14 protein-coding genes are annotated in these 16,335 nt (G+C 58.0%); 4 read left to right on the plus strand and 10 right to left on the minus strand.

All coding sequences use genetic code 11. The annotated features are described in order from the left end of the window. Nucleotides 1–78: 78 nt before the first annotated feature. Nucleotides 79–1,260: an acyl-CoA dehydrogenase gene (locus BLT89_RS15765; RefSeq protein WP_090197593.1), complete on the minus strand. Its 1,182-nt coding sequence runs from the start codon at nucleotides 1,258–1,260 to the stop codon at nucleotides 79–81. A 218-nt stretch (nucleotides 1,261–1,478) separates the two neighbouring features. Here BLT89_RS15765 and BLT89_RS15770 point away from each other — a divergent pair, with 218 nt between their 5' ends. The 4 genes from BLT89_RS15770 to BLT89_RS15785 all read left to right on the plus strand — a co-directional run bounded on the left by BLT89_RS15770 (nucleotide 1,479) and on the right by BLT89_RS15785 (nucleotide 5,749). Then, nucleotides 1,479–2,384, plus strand: a complete 906-nt coding sequence (locus tag BLT89_RS15770; RefSeq protein ID WP_090197596.1) for a LysR family transcriptional regulator — start codon at nucleotides 1,479–1,481, stop codon at nucleotides 2,382–2,384. Nucleotides 2,385–2,824: 440 nt separating this feature from the next. Next, a complete protein-coding gene (locus tag BLT89_RS15775) occupies nucleotides 2,825–3,946 on the plus strand; it encodes a Re/Si-specific NAD(P)(+) transhydrogenase subunit alpha (RefSeq protein WP_090197598.1) in 1,122 nt (373 codons plus the stop codon). Nucleotides 3,947–3,975: 29 nt separating this feature from the next. Beyond that, nucleotides 3,976–4,296 carry an NAD(P) transhydrogenase subunit alpha gene (locus tag BLT89_RS15780; protein ID WP_090197601.1) on the plus strand — a complete coding sequence of 107 codons (321 nt, stop codon included), beginning with the start codon at nucleotides 3,976–3,978 and terminating at the stop codon, nucleotides 4,294–4,296. A 1-nt stretch (nucleotide 4,297) separates the two neighbouring features. Continuing rightward, on the plus strand, nucleotides 4,298–5,749 hold the full coding sequence (locus BLT89_RS15785) for an NAD(P)(+) transhydrogenase (Re/Si-specific) subunit beta (RefSeq protein WP_090197604.1): 1,452 nt from the start codon (nucleotides 4,298–4,300) through the stop codon (nucleotides 5,747–5,749). A 54-nt stretch (nucleotides 5,750–5,803) separates the two neighbouring features. Here the strand turns inward: BLT89_RS15785 and BLT89_RS15790 are convergent, their stop codons facing one another. The 9 genes from BLT89_RS15790 to BLT89_RS15830 all read right to left on the minus strand — a co-directional run bounded on the left by BLT89_RS15790 (nucleotide 5,804) and on the right by BLT89_RS15830 (nucleotide 16,332). Continuing rightward, entirely contained in the window at nucleotides 5,804–6,922 is a 1,119-nt protein-coding gene (locus BLT89_RS15790) for a glycosyltransferase family 4 protein (protein ID WP_090197608.1), read from the minus strand. After that, nucleotides 6,922–8,058, minus strand: a complete 1,137-nt coding sequence (locus BLT89_RS15795) for a glycosyltransferase family 4 protein (RefSeq protein WP_090197610.1) — start codon at nucleotides 8,056–8,058, stop codon at nucleotides 6,922–6,924. Before BLT89_RS15795 ends, BLT89_RS15790 begins: the two co-directional genes overlap by 1 nt. Then, nucleotides 8,042–9,430, minus strand: coding sequence for a glycosyltransferase family 4 protein (locus BLT89_RS15800; RefSeq protein ID WP_090197613.1), 1,389 nt, complete (start codon nucleotides 9,428–9,430; stop codon nucleotides 8,042–8,044). The genes BLT89_RS15795 and BLT89_RS15800 overlap by 17 nt, the downstream gene beginning before the upstream one ends. Before the next feature lie 79 nt (nucleotides 9,431–9,509). Further along, nucleotides 9,510–10,952 (minus strand): mannose-1-phosphate guanylyltransferase/mannose-6-phosphate isomerase, encoded by a 1,443-nt coding sequence (locus tag BLT89_RS15805; protein ID WP_269457168.1) that lies wholly within the window; start codon nucleotides 10,950–10,952, stop codon nucleotides 9,510–9,512. 4 nt (nucleotides 10,953–10,956) lie between these two features. Further along, nucleotides 10,957–11,928, minus strand: coding sequence for a GDP-mannose 4,6-dehydratase (locus BLT89_RS15810; RefSeq protein ID WP_090197618.1), 972 nt, complete (start codon nucleotides 11,926–11,928; stop codon nucleotides 10,957–10,959). Next, on the minus strand, nucleotides 11,925–12,839 hold the full coding sequence (locus tag BLT89_RS15815; protein ID WP_090199123.1) for a GDP-mannose 4,6-dehydratase: 915 nt from the start codon (nucleotides 12,837–12,839) through the stop codon (nucleotides 11,925–11,927). The genes BLT89_RS15810 and BLT89_RS15815 overlap by 4 nt, the downstream gene beginning before the upstream one ends. 117 nt (nucleotides 12,840–12,956) lie before the next feature. Further along, entirely contained in the window at nucleotides 12,957–14,294 is a 1,338-nt protein-coding gene (locus BLT89_RS15820; protein ID WP_090197620.1) for an ABC transporter ATP-binding protein, read from the minus strand. 15 nt (nucleotides 14,295–14,309) lie between these two features. Continuing rightward, the gene (locus tag BLT89_RS15825) at nucleotides 14,310–15,113 is read right to left on the minus strand and encodes an ABC transporter permease (RefSeq protein WP_090197624.1); all 804 of its coding nucleotides are present in this window, start codon (nucleotides 15,111–15,113) and stop codon (nucleotides 14,310–14,312) included. Between the two features lie 52 nt (nucleotides 15,114–15,165). Next, a complete protein-coding gene (locus BLT89_RS15830; RefSeq protein WP_090197627.1) occupies nucleotides 15,166–16,332 on the minus strand; it encodes a nucleotide sugar dehydrogenase in 1,167 nt (388 codons plus the stop codon). Nucleotides 16,333–16,335: the final 3 nt, after the last annotated feature.

Here is a 16,335-nt window from a genome sequence, read left to right on the forward strand (position 1 = left end):
TGGGCTTCAGGCCACCAGGCAGTCTTTGCAACAACGGTGGGCTGCAGCCCACCCTTAAAATCTATCGGTAAGGGTTACTCAGAAAAACGCCTGCAGACCGGTCTGGGCACGACCCAGAATCAGCGCATGCACATCATGGGTGCCTTCGTAGGTGTTGACCACCTCCAGATTGACCAGATGCCGGGCCACGCCAAATTCGTCGCTGATGCCATTGCCGCCCAGCATGTCGCGGGCCATACGGGCAATGTCCAGCGCCTTGCCGCAGCTGTTGCGCTTCATCATCGAGGTGATTTCCACTGCCGCGGTGCCTTCGTCTTTCATCCGCCCCAGACGCAGACAGCCTTGCAGAGCCAGGGTGATGTCGGTCTGCATATCCGCCAGCTTCTTCTGGATCAGCTGGGTTTGCGCCAGCGGGCGGCCGAACTGCTTGCGATCCAGGGTGTACTGCCGCGCCGTGTGCCAGCAGGCTTCAGCGGCACCCAGGGCGCCCCAGCTGATGCCGTAACGCGCCGAATTCAGGCAGGTAAACGGACCTTTCAGGCCGCGCACATCGGGGAAAGCGTTTTCTTCCGGGCAAAACACGTTGTCCATGACGATCTCGCCGGTCAGCGAGGCGCGCAGGCCAACCTTGCCCTTGATCGCCGGTGCACTCAGACCTTCCCAACCCTTTTCCAGCACGAAGCCGCGGATTTCGCCGGCATCGTCCTTGGCCCAGACCACGAACACGTCGGCAAACGGGCTGTTGGTAATCCACATCTTGGCGCCGCTCAGGCGATAGCCGCCATCGACCTTTTTCGCCCGCGTCACCATCGAACCGGGGTCGGACCCGTGGTCCGGCTCGGTCAAGCCGAAACAGCCGATGAACTCACCCGAAGCCAGTTTCGGCAGGTATTTCTGTTTGGTCGCTTCAGAGCCGAATTCGTTGATCGGCACCATCACCAGCGAAGTCTGCACGCTCATCATCGAGCGATAGCCGGAGTCGATACGCTCGACTTCGCGGGCAATCAGGCCGTAACTGACATAGTTCAGGCCACTGCCGCCGTACTGCTCGGGGATGATCGCGCCGAGCAATCCGGTAGCACCCATTTCGCGGAAAATCGCCGGATCGGTGTACTCGTTGCGGAATGCTTCGAGTACCCGTGGGGCCAGCTTGTCGGCGGCAAACTGGCGGGCGCTGTCGCGAATCATGCGCTCTTCGTCAGTCAGCTGCTGATCGAGCAACAGTGGATCTTCCCAGTGGAAACTTACCTTGCCGGCCATGATGGATTCCTCAAACAGTGATTTCGCAACAGTCATCGAACCGGGTCTAACCAGCACAGCTGGCGTCCCGGCAATTAGCGTGGATTAACTCTAGTCAGGCGCAGGCGGTAGGGCAAACGAGAAATTTGCACGCTGTTGTGCTAATTTCTCACTCCGAAGAGTGTTTTAACTTAATTTTTTGCGCACGCCTGTGCCGCATGCGCATAACTGGATTCAGTATGCGTCGCAAAATTCCCAGCACGGCTGCACTGGTCAGCTTTGAAGCCGCCGCCCGTCACGAGAGTTTCACCAAGGCCGCCGAGGAGCTGGCGCTGACCCAGAGCGCCATCTGCCGGCAGATTGCCGGGCTGGAAAGCTTTCTCGGCATCCAGCTGTTTCGCCGCACACGCCGCGGCGTCAAGCTCACCGAAGCCGGCCTGGCCTATGCGCGGCGCGTCGCCGCCCAGCTGGATGCGGTCGAGCGCGATACCCTGGCGGTGATGAGCCAGCAGGGCGCGCAAAATATCGAGCTGGCGGTGGTGCCGTCCTTCGGCACCCAGTGGCTGCTGCCGCGGCTGGCCGAATTCCAGCGCCTGCAACCGCAGATCACCGTCAACCTGTCCAGCCGCACCCGGCCGTTTCTGTTTGCCGATACCAGCTTCGATGCAGCAATCCATTTTGGCGACGGCGAATGGTCGGGCACCGAAGCGCATTTTCTGATGCCGGAAAACTCCTTGCCGGTGTGCAGCCCGCTGCTGCTGGGTGCCCGGCAGACTCTTTCTGCTGCGGAAATAGCTCGTCTGCCGCTGTTGCAGCAAAGCACCCGGCCCTATGCCTGGCGCCAGTGGTTCAACAAGCAGGGCCTGAATATGCCACAGGATCTCAACGGCCCGCGCTACGAGCTGTTTTCCATGCTCGCGCAAGCCGCCAGTCACGCTATGGGCGTGGCGCTGATTCCGCCTTTCCTGATCGAACGTGAACTGAGCGATGGCCGCCTGAAAATCGCCAGCCCGCATACGGTGCCGACCGACAAGGGTTACTACCTGATCATCCCCGAACGCACCGTTGAATCCGCCGCGCTGCGCTGCTTTCGTGACTGGTTGCGTCAGGCAGCCCATGCCTACCAACTGGAAAACCACCCCTAGCCTGCGCGCTCAACGGACTGTCTTCATGCAGCAGGCTCACCGGCAAACTACAGTCCGGTAAATCGGCGCCAAGCCAGCCATGGCTAGCGTTGCGCAGGATTTAACTGCCCAGCTGGTCTACAGTTCCGGAAACAACAAATTCGACCGACGGCAACTTTGCCGGATAGTCAGCTTTGCCGCTTCAGGCCATATATTTACAGGGCCGGACCAGTAATTGCGCACCCTGCAGACAGCATGCCTGAGCCGCATAGGGCTATAACTTTTGGTTATGCAATTTTTAAATTCCATAACCCTTGCGCTGTGCATTCCGGATCAGCAAAATGCCGCGCCCCCGGGCCCGGCAAGCCCGGGTCACGCGGTGCTATGTGCTGATCAGCCACCCGGATTGCCAACGTAGCGATCCGGCCAACCCTAGAAAGATCACACGCAGGAGACTTGCTGTGCACATCGGTGTCCCTCTCGAAACCCATGCTGGTGAAACCCGGGTAGCTGCTACTCCGGAAACCCTGAAAAAACTGATTGCCCATGGCCATCAGATCACCGTCCAGAGTGGTGCCGGCATTCAGGCCAGCCTGCCGGATCATGTCTTTGAAGTGGCGGGTGCGGACATCGGTGATGCCGCCACGGCCCTGGGTGCCGACCTGATACTGAAAGTACTGGCGCCCAACGATGCCGAACTGGCGCTGATGAAGCCCGGCGCGGTACTGGTGGGTATGCTCAACCCGTTCGACAACGCGACCATCGCCAAAATGGCCGAACGCGGCATTACCGCCTTCGCCCTCGAAGCCGCACCGCGCACCTCGCGCGCGCAGAGTCTCGACGTGCTGTCGTCGCAAGCCAACATCGCCGGCTACAAGGCAGTGCTGCTCGGCGCGCACCATTACCCGCGTTTCATGCCGATGCTGATGACCGCTGCCGGTACGGTCAAGGCCGCCCGCGTACTTATACTGGGTGCCGGCGTGGCGGGTTTGCAGGCCATCGCCACGGCCAAGCGGCTGGGCGCGGTGATTGAAGCCTCCGACGTACGCCCGGCGGTGAAGGAACAGATCGAGTCGCTCGGCGCCAAGTTCGTCGATGTGCCGCTGGAAACCGACGAAGAACGCGAGTGCGCCGAAGGTGTCGGTGGTTACGCGCGGCCGATGCCGGCTTCGTGGATGCAGCGTCAGGCCGGCGCCGTGCACGAACGCGCCAAACTGGCCGATATCGTCATCACCACCGCGTTGATTCCCGGCCGCAAGGCGCCGACCCTGCTGCACGCCGCCACCGTCGAAGAAATGAAACCCGGCTCGGTAATCATCGACATCGCGGCGTCCCAGGGTGGCAACTGCCCGCTGACCGAAGTGGATCAGGTGGTGGTCAAGCATGGCGTGACCATTGTCGGCCACAGCAATCTGGCGACCCTGGTGCCGGCGGACGCTTCCGCCCTGTATGCGCGCAACCTGCTGGATTTCCTCAAGCTGGTCATCGACAAGGACGGCCACCTGCACCTCAACCTCGAAGACGACATCGTCGCCGCGTGCCTGATGTGCCGCGACGGCCAGGTCGTACGCAGCAACGGCTAAGCCCGAGGCTGAATCCAAGGAGTTAGAAAATGGAAGACATGCTGATTTCCCACGGCGTCTACAACCTGATCATCTTCGTGCTGGCGATTTATATCGGCTACCACGTGGTGTGGAACGTCACCCCCGCGCTGCACACCCCGCTGATGGCGGTAACCAACGCGATTTCCGCCATCGTCATCGTCGGCGCCATGCTGGCTGCCGCCCTGACCGTAACCCCCATGGGCAAGCTGATGGGCACTCTGGCCGTGGCACTGGCGGCAGTGAATGTGTTCGGTGGTTTCCTGGTTACCCGGCGCATGCTGGAAATGTTCAAGAAGAAGGCCCCAAAAGCCAAGGCAGAGGGCAAATAAGATGAGCATGAACCTGATTACCCTGCTCTATCTGATCGCTTCAGTCTGCTTCATTCAGGCACTGAAAGGCCTGTCGCACCCGACCTCGTCGCGCCAGGGCAACCTGTTCGGCATGCTCGGCATGGGTCTGGCCGTGGTCACCACGGTGTTCCTGGTGTTCAAGCTAGCGGCGCAACTCAACGAAGGCGGCAGTGCCGCTGCCGGTCTGGGTTATGTACTGTTCGGCCTGCTGGTCGGCGGCAGCGCCGGCGCGATCATGGCCAGACGCGTGGAAATGACCAAGATGCCCGAGCTGGTGGCCTTCATGCACAGCATGATCGGCCTGGCGGCGGTGTTTATTGCCATCGCCGCCGTGCTGGAACCGCAGTCGCTGGGCATCGTTGCCGCGCTGGGCGATCCGATCCCCAGCGGCAACCGCCTGGAGTTGTTCCTCGGCGCAGCCATTGGTGCGATCACCTTCTCCGGTTCGGTGATCGCCTTCGGCAAGCTCTCCGGCAAGTACAAGTTCCGCCTGTTCCAGGGCGCGCCGGTGCAGTTCAAGGGCCAGCACTGGGTCAACCTGGGCGTGGGCCTGGCAATCCTCGCGCTGGGTCTGCACTTCACTTTCAGCGGCAGCCTGAGCGCATTCCTGCTGCTGCTGGCACTGGCGTTCGTTATCGGCGTTCTGATCATCATCCCGATCGGCGGCGCCGATATGCCGGTGGTGGTGTCGATGCTCAACAGCTACTCGGGCTGGGCGGCGGCCGGTATCGGCTTCTCGCTGAACAACTCGATGCTGATCATCGCCGGTTCCCTGGTCGGTTCCAGCGGCGCGATTCTCTCCTACATCATGTGCAAGGCGATGAACCGCTCGTTCTTCAACGTCATCCTCGGCGGCTTCGGTGGCACCAGCGAAGCTGCCGGCCCGGCCGGCGACAAGGAAGCCCGTCCGGTGAAGTCCGGCTCCAGTGATGATGCGGCCTTCCTGCTGACCAACGCCGACACCGTGATCATCGTGCCGGGTTACGGCCTGGCCGTGGCCCGTGCGCAGCACGCGCTGATGGAGCTGGCCGAGAAACTGACCCACCGTGGCGTCACCGTCAAGTACGCCATCCACCCGGTGGCCGGCCGTATGCCCGGCCACATGAACGTACTGCTGGCCGAAGCCGAAGTGCCCTACGAGCAGGTGTTCGAGATGGAAGACATCAACTCCGAGTTCGGTCAGGCCGACGTGGTGCTGGTGCTCGGTGCCAACGACGTGGTCAACCCGGCGGCGAAGAACGATCCGAAGTCGCCGATCGCCGGCATGCCGATCCTCGAGGCCTACAAGGCCAAAACGGTGATCGTCAACAAGCGCTCGATGGCCAGCGGCTACGCCGGCCTGGACAACGAACTGTTTTATCTGGACAAGACCATGATGGTGTTTGGCGATGCCAAGAAAGTCATCGAGGATATGGTCAAGGCGGTCGAGTAATCGAACACGTTAGCAGCATAAAAAACCCGGCCTAGGCCGGGTTTTTTATGCTCGTTATTTTTTATGCTCTAACAGCTCGCGGTAGAGCTGCGCCATCTGCCGGCCCATCTGTTCAGAGGTGAATAGCTGCTCATAACGCTGTCCAGCTTTGCGCCCCATTTCTTGTGCCTGCTCTGGGTTGTTCCATAGTGTGCGCATGGCTTCACGGAAAGCTGCGGCGTTGCTCGGCGGCACTACTAAGCCGGTTTCGCCGTGGATATTGATATAGCTGGTGCCGGTGCCGATTTCGCTGGAAATCATCGGTTTGCCGTACATGGCCCCCTCTAATAAAGAAATACCGAAAGCCTCGGAGCGTAGATGCGAAGGGAATACGATTGCGCTGCAGAGCTGCAACAAGGCGACCTTGTCTTCCTCACCCAATCGACCGAGAAAGTGCACATTGGTTAAGCCTAGCGTGACGGCTTGGTCACGCAGCTCCTGCTCCAGCGGGCCAGCGCCGACTATGACAACTGGGTAATCCGTGCCCTGTGCAGCCTCAAGCAGAATGTGCAGGCCCTTGTAGTAGCGCATCACGCCGACAAACAGAAAGAAGCGCTCGCCGAAGCGCTGACGCCAACTCTCGACACAGTCATTCGTCGGAACCGGATAGCTGCTCTTATCCAAACCATACGGGACCACCACCGTCTTGTTGCGGTAATGCTTGAGGACCTCACTTGTGGCCAGATAGTTAGGTGAGGCCGCGACAATGCGGTCAACCTGACTCAGAAACCGGTGCATCAGCGGACTATACAGGTGCAGCAAGTGTTTCTGCCGCACGATATCCGAGTGATAGGTCACCACCGTAGGCTTGTTAATGCGCGCAGTGAAATGCACCACATCCATAAACGGCCAGGGAAAGTGGTAGTTAATCACATCGGCCTCTGCCGCCAACTCGCGGAAGCGTTTAATCACGCTGTAAGAGAAGCCGGTGGAGGCCAGCTGAATGTCCAGCTTGGCTTGATGCACTTTGTGATCGGCGACCATAACTTCTCGAGGCTGTGGGTTGGCGCTGAGGGTTAGTACCTCGCCCTGAATGCCGTGGGCAATCCCGCTCTGGCAGAGTTGATAAATCACCTGCTCGATGCCACCCACCGATTCTGGCAGATAGGTTTTGAAAAAGTGCAAAACGCGCATCAGGACTCCACAACTTGTCGGTATACGCGCGCAGTGATCTGCGCGCAGCGCTGCCAGGAAAATGCTTGGGCGCGCAGCAGACCGGCATCCCGTTGTTGTTGCCAATACGCTTGATCATCAATCAGCCGCAGCATGGCCGCAGCACAGACCTGTTCATTCTGCGCATCGATATATGTGCCCGCCTCACCGGCTACTTCCGGCAATGCCGAACTGCGCGTCAGCAGCACTGGCGTGCCACTGGCCATGGCTTCCAGAACGGGCAAACCAAAGCCTTCATACAGCGACGGGAACACCAGCAAGCGCGCGCCAGCCAGCAGTTCGGCAACGGCAAGATCACTCTGATAGCCGAGTAGTCGCACTTGCCCGCTGACGATGGCTCGTTGCAGCGGCGCCGCCAATTGCTCAGTGCGCCAACCCGGCATGCCAACAATCACTAGCGGATAGCGTGAGCGCACAGCCGCCGGTAACTGCTCAAAAGCGCGCAGGGCCAGTTGCAGGTTCTTGCGCGGCTCCACTGTACCCACACACAACAAGTACTCGCCCGGATACAAACCCAGGGCCTGCAGCGGCGCAGTCAACTGCTCCACGCTTCGGGGGTGAAAGCGCGCAGCACAGCCCAACGGCGCCACCGTCACCCGATCGGCCGCTACCCCGTAAAATCGACAAACCTCGGCACCGATAAAGTCCGAATCCACCAGGATGCGTTGGGCCCGCTCGACACTATGCGCAGCATGCCGCTCAATCTCGACGAGGCGATCCTTGGGCTGAGTTTCAGGAAAATGCACATGGGTCAGATCATGCATAGTCATGACCATTGGCCCGTCGAACTCGAATGGCCACAAGCTCGGGTCATGATAAAGCGCGGGGTTAAGGCGCCGGACACCCTCGTTGAAGCGCTTTTGCTGCAAACGGCGGCGCAAGGTGTAGGCGTCAGGCAGCACCCGTTTAACCAGACTACTCAATCGCGAGTAGCCTGGCATGGCAGAAGACGGTAACTGCTGCTGCCATCCCCAGCCATCAAACAGCTCAAGACAGAGCTCACTGTCTGCACGCAACGCGTTTGCCAGTTCAGCAACGTACTGGCCGATGCCAGTACGTGGTGCTCGCAGGATGCCGGCATTAAATGCGATGCGCATCTGCAAGTTCCGTTGCCGGATGGGCAGGAACTTGTGGTGCGATCCCCTCAAGAGTTCTTTCAACCAACTGGAGGCTCGCGTCACGCCATCCGATCCAACACCAATCCTCAATAGGCCGGGCGGCTGGAAACTGGCCTGTAATAGAGAACTCAGCTATCTGATTGGCAAGACTCGCCGGGGCCTGCAAATCGAAGTAGCTGACAAAATCACCGCCGATTTCGCGAAAAACCGGAATGTCGCTGGCAAATACGGGCAATCCTCGCTGCATCGCCTCTACCAGCGGCAGACCGAAACCCTCCACGTAGGAGGGAAAAACCAGTGCCCGCGCCTTGGTATAGGCAAACTCGAGACCCGAATCGTTGACCCGGTTGAACATGAACAGCCGGCGGTTCCACTCGGGATGCTTGCGAATCCGCGAAACCAAGTCATCACATTTCCAGCCGATCTTGCCAATGATGCACAGACGAGCATTGCTGCCTTGCGCCCACAGAAGCTCAAAGGCATCCAGCAGGTAAGCATGATTCTTTCTCGGCTCGATGGTACTGACCATCAGGTAAACCGGATCGCATGAACGAAACAGCTCCTGCAGCTCGGCACTGCCATGCCGGCCTCGACCAACCTGATCAAGTTCCGAGCCCAGATGAAAATGCCCATGCCAGCGCTTGGCGGCCTCGACCGGTCCGAGCCGCTTGGTCATCTCGGCGGCCACTTGCTCGCTGATGGTCTCGGAAATAGCCATGAAACCATCCGCCGTAAGGGCTATCCAGTCGAACCACTTGTCGAATACGGTCACCAGACCTGCATCGCAGAACTGCGGGTGAGTCAGCGGGATAAGGTCGTAGATGACCGAAATGATCCCGACACCTTTGGCCTTGAGCTTTTCCGCCGTCGGGAAAAAGTCCGCATGCCAGGAGGAGTCCAGCAGAATCAACTGGTCACCGCTCACGGCCTCCAATGGTTCGGCCCGATCGAGCGCAGGTTTGGCGCGACGATTCAGCCATAGCACCAAACGCAATGGCAGCGTGATCGACAGACTGCCCAGTTTTGCCAGGATAAACAACAGGCGGCGCAGGAGCAGCGAACGGCTAAATGGCCACAGCCGCTCCAGGCGTGAGTGCCAGAAGAAATAGCGATTACGCAGATGATCAAGCGTAATAATCAGGTACTGCCGCACGGTAGCATCCCGACCTACTTTCAGTGGCGCCAGACTGTTAACCCGATAAAGCTTTCCGGCACGCATCATCACCGGTATGCATTCGACCAGCGGCGTTATTGTACCAAGCTGCTTGATGATGCTGCGCACCACCCGCTGGATGCCTGAGTTGACCTCGGGATGCTCATAAACGTAGGTGCATTCGATCAGAAAACGCATTCGACACCTTCATCTTTTTCGGGTGCCGGAAGGTACGTTACTTGACAGCGACTGCCAACCTGAATCGCCCAGGCAACGATCATTGCACCCGCCCGTACTTGTCATCGAAGCGCACGATGTCATCCTCGCCCACGTACTCGCCGCTCTGCACCTCGATCATCACCAGATCAAGTACTCCGGGGTTCTCAAGGCGGTGTCGATGGCCAGCAGGAATGAAAGTGGACTCATTTGTATCGATCAGGCATTCGGTCTCTCCATTGGTGACCTTGGCCACGCCCTGAACAACTATCCAGTGCTCGCTGCGGTGGTGATGCATCTGCAGTGACAATGCAGCACCCGGATTGACCACGATGCGCTTGATCTTGAAACGCACCCCCTCCTCCAGAACCGTATAAGTCCCCCAAGGGCGGGCCACGGTGCGGTGCAGGCGATAGGCTTCGTGATTCTGCTCTTTAAGCAACTTGGCTACCTGACGCACCTCTTGAGCGCGGTCGACACGAGCCACCAGTACGGCATCAGCCGTATCGATGACAATAAGGTCGTCAACGCCCACCGTCGCTATCAGACGCCCCTCACCCATAACGAAGGTGTTGTGTGTGTCTATAAGGATTGCATCGCCCTGAACACGATTACCCTCCTCATCGGCCGGCACCAGCTGCGACAGCGCTCCCCACGAGCCGATATCGCTCCAATCAAAGGCTGCAGGTACCATCACGACCTGGTTTGAGCGTTCCATCAGCGCATAGTCAATAGAAATGTCCGGCAGGGCGACAAAACTCTGGCTGTGCAGTTCCTGAAGCAACACGCCGGCGCTTTCGTGCGCGGGACTGGCAGCAATACACCGGGCCGAGAGATCAGCTATCTCCGGTGCATGCTGAGCCAATTCGCGTAACAGAGTGCCGGCGGTGAAGCAAAACATTCCCGAGTTCCAGAGGAATCGGCCGCTTTGCAGATACTCGCGGGCCGTATGCAGGTCCGGCTTCTCAACGAAGCGCAGAACCCGGCAGCCGCCCGCCTCGTCAAGCACCTCACCGGACTCGATATAACCGAAACCTGTTTCCGGCGCGCAGGGAGGGATGCCGAATGTGACCAAATAGCCTATTCGCGCCAACTGGGCTGCATGAACAGCTGAACGCCGGAAACCCTCTACATCCTGTATCAGGTGATCCGCCGCCATCACCACCATCACGACTTCATCACCGTACCTAGCACCCAGTGCCTGGGCTGCCACTGCAATCGCCGGTGCGGTGTTGCGCCCTTCTGGCTCAAGAACGAAACGCGCCTGATGACGGGGAAGACGACTTTCAAAGAAGTGATCTTTGCTGGTGAAGTAGTGCTCACGGTTGGTCACCGTGACGATCTCGCCACCCTCCGGAGTCAGCGCAGCGGCACGCGCATAGGCCTTGCCCAGCAACGAGTCACCATCGGGAAGACGCATGAATGGCTTGGGATGACCCTCGCGAGATACCGGCCAGAGGCGCGTGCCGGCACCACCGGACATGATCACAGGGACAATGAGCACGGCTTTACTCCCGACCAACACGGAACAAATCAGCATCCACCATCATGCCGATAAGTTGATCCAGGCTGGTGCTTGGTTTCCAGCCAAGTTGACGAGCAGCTTTGTCTGGATTGCCCAACAGCACGTCAACCTCGGCCGGGCGGAAAAACTGCGGATCAATGACCACATGATCCTCGTAGTTCAGACCAACGCATGAGAAAGCTAGTCGGCACATATCCCGCACTGTGGTGGTAACACCCGTGGCTATCACATAATCATCGGCCCGGTCCTGCTGCAACATCAGCCACATGGCCTCGACGTAATCACCCGCAAAGCCCCAATCGCGTTTGGCGTCGATATTACCCATGCGCAATTCGTGCTGTTTGCCCAGCTTGATACGCGCTACAGCGTCGGTCACCTTACGGGTGACGAACTCAAGACCGCGCAGCGGCGATTCGTGATTGAACAGAATGCCGCTGGAGGCATGCAAGCCGAAGCTTTCGCGATAGTTAACCGTTATCCAATGGCCGTAGAGCTTGGCCACCCCGTAGGGGCTGCGGGGATAGAACGGCGTGTTCTCGTCCTGCCGTTCGGCCTGGATAAGCCCAAACATCTCACTGGTAGACGCCTGATAGAAACGGCTGTCAGGGCAAAACTGACGGATCGCCTCAAGCACATGAGTCACGCCCAGGCCACCCACGATGCCGGTAGTGACCGGCTGGTCCCATGAACTGCCTACGAAACTTTGAGCACCCAGGTTATAAATTTCCTGGGGCTTGCTCTTGATCACGGCGCGCTGGATCGAACAGGCATCTGCCAAGTCACCTTCCTGATACCGAATCTGGCCCTCAATGCCCAGCTCGCGCAGACGCCAACGCGTATCCGAGCTGCGACGCGCGACCAGACCATGCACTTCATAGCCCTTTTCAAGCAGCAGTTTGGCTAGATATGCGCCGTCCTGGCCCGTAATACCTGTGATCAAAGCAGTTCTTGTCATTCTCTTTCTACTCTTGGTTCCCAGTCAGAAAGCACGCTCTGTAGGGTCTCTGTGATTGAAATGCCAGGCGTCCACCCGGTCTGTTCTCTTAGTTTCAGCGAGTTGCCCATTACTCGCCGCTGCTCGCTGGGCCGCAGGCGAGTTTGATCCTGATGAAGATCGACATTCAGGCCGGCGATGGTTGCCATCTGCTCGATTAGGGTACTAATCCGCTGCTCCTGCCCCGAGCAAACGTTGTAAATCTCACTATTGTGACCGTGTTCGAGCAAAGAAAAATAGGCATTGATTACGTCGCGAACGTCGAGAAAATCACGAGTAACATCAACGTCGCCAATGTCGATGCGAGGCGCCTGCAGGCCTTTGCGAATTCGCGCCAACTGCCTGGCAACGCCCGGTATAACAAAGTCTTCCCTTTGACCGGGCCCGACATGATTGAAAGGACGCGCCACCATGATGCGCCAGCACTCCTTATAGCTCCATTGCAGACAGAGCAACTCAGCCGCAACTTTACTGACCGCGTAAGGGTTGCGTGGCTTCGGGAGCAATTGCTCATTGATTGGCAGATCACACTCGCCGACCTGACCATACACATCACCCGAACTGACATACAGAAAGGTGCCGCTAAATCCGGCACGCTTCAGTGCCTGCAGTAGATTTAGCGTACCCAGCACATTGACCTGCAAAGTATGTGCAGGATCCTTAAAGGCTTCCGGGACAAAGGTCTGTCCGGCCAGGTGAATCACCGCCTCGGGCACGCACTGCTGGAGCCATGCATCAAGTGAAGCGGGATCCAGCAGGTCGTAAGCCTGTTCCGGGATCAGTTTCCAGCCGGTCATAGCAGGTAACGCGGCACGCAAATGGCAACCGACAAAACCGCCGAGGCCGGTGACTAGCAGGGTTTTGACGTTCATAACAACACCCTTTTCAAGGAAGCTCGGGAACAAATGCAACTTACTTTTCCAGGGAAATACGGAAGCCAAGAATGATCCTGAGAAACAAAACTTGGTGACCACTTGGAGATCATGGCGTCAGTCCAAGGAGTACTGTGAAACAGAACAGGGAGCATGTACGACCCCCCAAACATTCTGGCCATCTTCAGGGTAGGAAATGGAAAATCGTGCTCCACCTGCGCAGTAATCGGTTATTTCTCCAATAAGTAACTGCCCCCGATTCACAGGATTCTCCACAAAGCTACCAATACCGGCGATAAGCCCATACTCGCCGGGACACAGCGGGCAATTAAAAGTGAACTCCATGACACGCAGCACATGTGAGCCATCAGCAGGAATGAAGATGCCTTCGGCAGCGGCGTTGAAATGCATCAGCTGGCGGCCGCTGTCATCAGTGATGCCCAGCGTCACAGTCAGCCCACTCACGGCCTCCTGCAACGCCTGATAAAACACCCTGACACAAAGCTGGCTGGCGAATGGGACATGGTCCGTCTCCGCTCCCTGCTCGTCCAGTAAGACAATTTCCTGAATACGCACTTCACCACTGCCGGTGCGAAGAGACTCTACCCGATCGGCAAAAGCCTGATGCCTGTCCGACTTGGTCGCTTTCTCGGCGGATGGCGCTCGCGCGACCGTGACGTTTTTCTGCAAACCGGCACTGGCCATACGTCGGAATACTTCAGACTGGTAAGCCGCGCCTACTTCCCGCGAACTGCCCTGCAGCCTGACTTTTCCGTTTTCCAACCACAGCCCCTGGTCGCATAGCGAACGAATGCCGTCGGCTGAATGGGTGACATAAAGAAAGGTCGTCCCCCCATCCAGCAGCGATTTAATCTTATGCAGACACTTGTTCTGGAAATACGCATCGCCCACGCTCAGGGCTTCGTCGACAATCAAGATTTCCGGTTTCACATATACAGCACAAGAAAACCCGAGCCTCACGGCCATGCCGCTGCTGTAGGTTTTAACCGGATGTTCGATGGCATCCTGCAGCTCGCTGAAATGTATGATTTCGGGCAATGCCTCGGCGATCTCGTCATGTTGCATGCCATGCAACATGCAGAACTGGCGGATATTCTCACGCCCCGACAACTCCGGGTTGAAACCGGCTCCGAGTTCGAGCAGAGCAGAAATCCGGCCGCGCACACTGACGCTGCCGCCACTGGGCGTCAGAACCCCGCACAGCACCTTGAGCAAGGTACTCTTGCCGCTGCCGTTCTCCCCGACGATCCCCAACCGGCTGCCCGGCATCAGGCTGAGTGTCACGCCATCCAGCGCACGGGTCTCCCGGAAGTACTGTTTGCGGCCGGGTGAGAGCAACTCAAGCATCCGCTGACTGGGGCGCGTATAGCTGCGGTAGATTTTGGAAACCTCGCAGACCTCGATAATGGCTTCCGATACGGGCGTTGAGTTCATGGCTGAAGGTCCAGTTCAGAGTACATCGGCAAAACCGGATTTCAGTCGGCGAAACAGAACAAATCCGGCCACCAGAATCGTTGCACCCAGCGCCAACAGAAGCGCCAGCGCCAACCAGTCCACCTCGGCCGTAGCGAAGACGGCATGACGGGAAATCTCGGTGAGGTAGAAAAATGGATTCCAGTCCATGATCAATTTGCGCACCCAAAGCGCACCATGCTCTTCGACCAAGGTTGCCGGATAGAGGATCGGAGTCAGCCAGAACAGAATGTTCACAACCACCGGAACGACCTGCCCGAGATCAGGGATATACACGGACAACGCTGCGACAGCATAAGCGACACCCAGCGTCAGCAGCAGACAAGCCATCCACACCAGAAGATAGATGGCCGCAGTGTCGCCTATGCTGATGCCGTAATGAAGCATCAGGCCAAACGCCAACAGCAGAATGATCGCCTGACTCAGTAATGCCGAGGCAAGAGGAATCAGCGGCAGCACCCAGAACGGAAAGGCAATCTTGCTGACCAGATAACGGTATTCTCGCAGAATGCCGGTGCTGCGCCCGACCACCTCGGAAAAAAGAATCCACAACGAAAACGGAATGAAATAGAACAACGCAAAAGGTATGTCGCCATAACGCGCCCCCATACGTCCGCTCATCAGGGTAGAAAACACCACCACATTGATCAGCGCATAAAGCAGCGGCACGCCAATGGTCCAGAACACACCGGCATAGGATCCCGCATAGCGGTTTAGCAGATCACGCTTTGCCAGCATCCAGGCTAGCGACAGACTATTGATTATTCCCGACTTGCGCATGCGGCCTCATATACCGAAACACCCGCAGACGGGCAGTTCATGATTGGGGGGATTAATTTTCGCCGAAGATGTCCCGCGTATAGACCTTGCCGGCCACATCCTGCAGGTCGTCAGTCATCCGGTTGCTGATTATGACATCACAGATGCGTTTGAATGTAGCCAGATCTTGAATGACCGGTGACTTGAAGAACTCAGACTCTGCGAGCGCCGGCTCATGAATGACTACCTCCACACCCTTAGCCTTTAACCGCTTCATCACACCCTGGACGCTCGATGCGCGAAAGTTGTCCGAACCACTCTTCATGATCAGCCGGTAGATACCGACCACGGCGGGGCTGCGGCGCAGAATATCCTCGGCAATGAAATCCTTGCGCGTGCGATTTGAATCAACAATGGCGCGGATGAGGTTCTGTGGAACGTCACGGTAGTTGGCCAGCAGCTGCTTGGTGTCCTTGGGCAGGCAGTAACCGCCGTAGCCAAAAGAAGGATTGTTGTAGTGGCTGCCAATCCGCGGATCCAGACCGACACCCTCGATGATCTGACGGCTGTCGAGACCATGACTAAGGGCATAGCTGTCCAGCTCATTGAAAAATGAAACGCGCATGGCCAGATAGGTGTTGGCAAACAGCTTGATCGCTTCCGCCTCAGTCGAGTCAGTCAGCAGAACCGGAATGCCCTTCTTGATCGCCGCATCACACAACAACTCGGCAAAGACCCTGGCCCACTCCGATCGCTCACCAACGACAATGCGTGACGGATACAGGTTGTCATGCAAGGCACGACCCTCTCGCAGGAACTCCGGGGAGAATATTAAATTGTCGCAGCCCAGACGCTGCCGCGCTCCTTCCGTGAAGCCAACCGGCACGGTCGACTTGATAACGATCACCGCCCGGGGGTTGATGGCTAACACCTGCTTGATCACCGCCTCCACGCTGCTCGTGTCAAACTCGTCAGTCTGCGAATCGTAATCCGTAGGCGTAGCGACAATCACATACTCTGCGCCACCGAAGGCATCCTGAGGATCAAGGGTTGCACGCAGATTGAGGGCGTGATGACGCAGGTAATCCTCCAGTTCGGAATCCTGGATCGGTGATATCCGCTGATTAAGCTGCTCCACCCGCTTTGCCGAGATATCCAGAGCCACTACTTCGTGCTGCTGAGCCAGTAATACACCATTGGACAGGCCAACATAACCAAGACCTGCGACCGCAATCTTCATATC

This window comes from Pseudomonas pohangensis (genome assembly GCF_900105995.1).
GTDB lineage: Bacteria > Pseudomonadota > Gammaproteobacteria > Pseudomonadales > Pseudomonadaceae > Aquipseudomonas > Aquipseudomonas pohangensis.

Excerpts from the sequence above, each read along its gene's own strand:
- BLT89_RS15765 (WP_090197593.1), bottom strand. The coding sequence starts at position 1,260 with ATGGCCGGCAAGGTAAGTTTCCACTGGGAAGATCCACTGTTGCTCGAT.
- BLT89_RS15770 (WP_090197596.1), top strand. The coding sequence starts at position 1,479 with ATGCGTCGCAAAATTCCCAGCACGGCTGCACTGGTCAGCTTTGAAGCC.
- BLT89_RS15780 (WP_090197601.1), top strand. The coding sequence starts at position 3,976 with ATGGAAGACATGCTGATTTCCCACGGCGTCTACAACCTGATCATCTTC.
- BLT89_RS15785 (WP_090197604.1), top strand. The coding sequence starts at position 4,298 with ATGAGCATGAACCTGATTACCCTGCTCTATCTGATCGCTTCAGTCTGC.
- BLT89_RS15790 (WP_090197608.1), bottom strand. The coding sequence starts at position 6,922 with ATGCGCGTTTTGCACTTTTTCAAAACCTATCTGCCAGAATCGGTGGGT.
- BLT89_RS15795 (WP_090197610.1), bottom strand. The coding sequence starts at position 8,058 with ATGCGCATCGCATTTAATGCCGGCATCCTGCGAGCACCACGTACTGGC.
- BLT89_RS15800 (WP_090197613.1), bottom strand. The coding sequence starts at position 9,430 with ATGCGTTTTCTGATCGAATGCACCTACGTTTATGAGCATCCCGAGGTC.
- BLT89_RS15810 (WP_090197618.1), bottom strand. The coding sequence starts at position 11,928 with ATGACAAGAACTGCTTTGATCACAGGTATTACGGGCCAGGACGGCGCA.
- BLT89_RS15815 (WP_090199123.1), bottom strand. The coding sequence starts at position 12,839 with ATGAACGTCAAAACCCTGCTAGTCACCGGCCTCGGCGGTTTTGTCGGT.
- BLT89_RS15820 (WP_090197620.1), bottom strand. The coding sequence starts at position 14,294 with ATGAACTCAACGCCCGTATCGGAAGCCATTATCGAGGTCTGCGAGGTT.
- BLT89_RS15825 (WP_090197624.1), bottom strand. The coding sequence starts at position 15,113 with ATGCGCAAGTCGGGAATAATCAATAGTCTGTCGCTAGCCTGGATGCTG.
- BLT89_RS15830 (WP_090197627.1), bottom strand. The coding sequence starts at position 16,332 with ATGAAGATTGCGGTCGCAGGTCTTGGTTATGTTGGCCTGTCCAATGGT.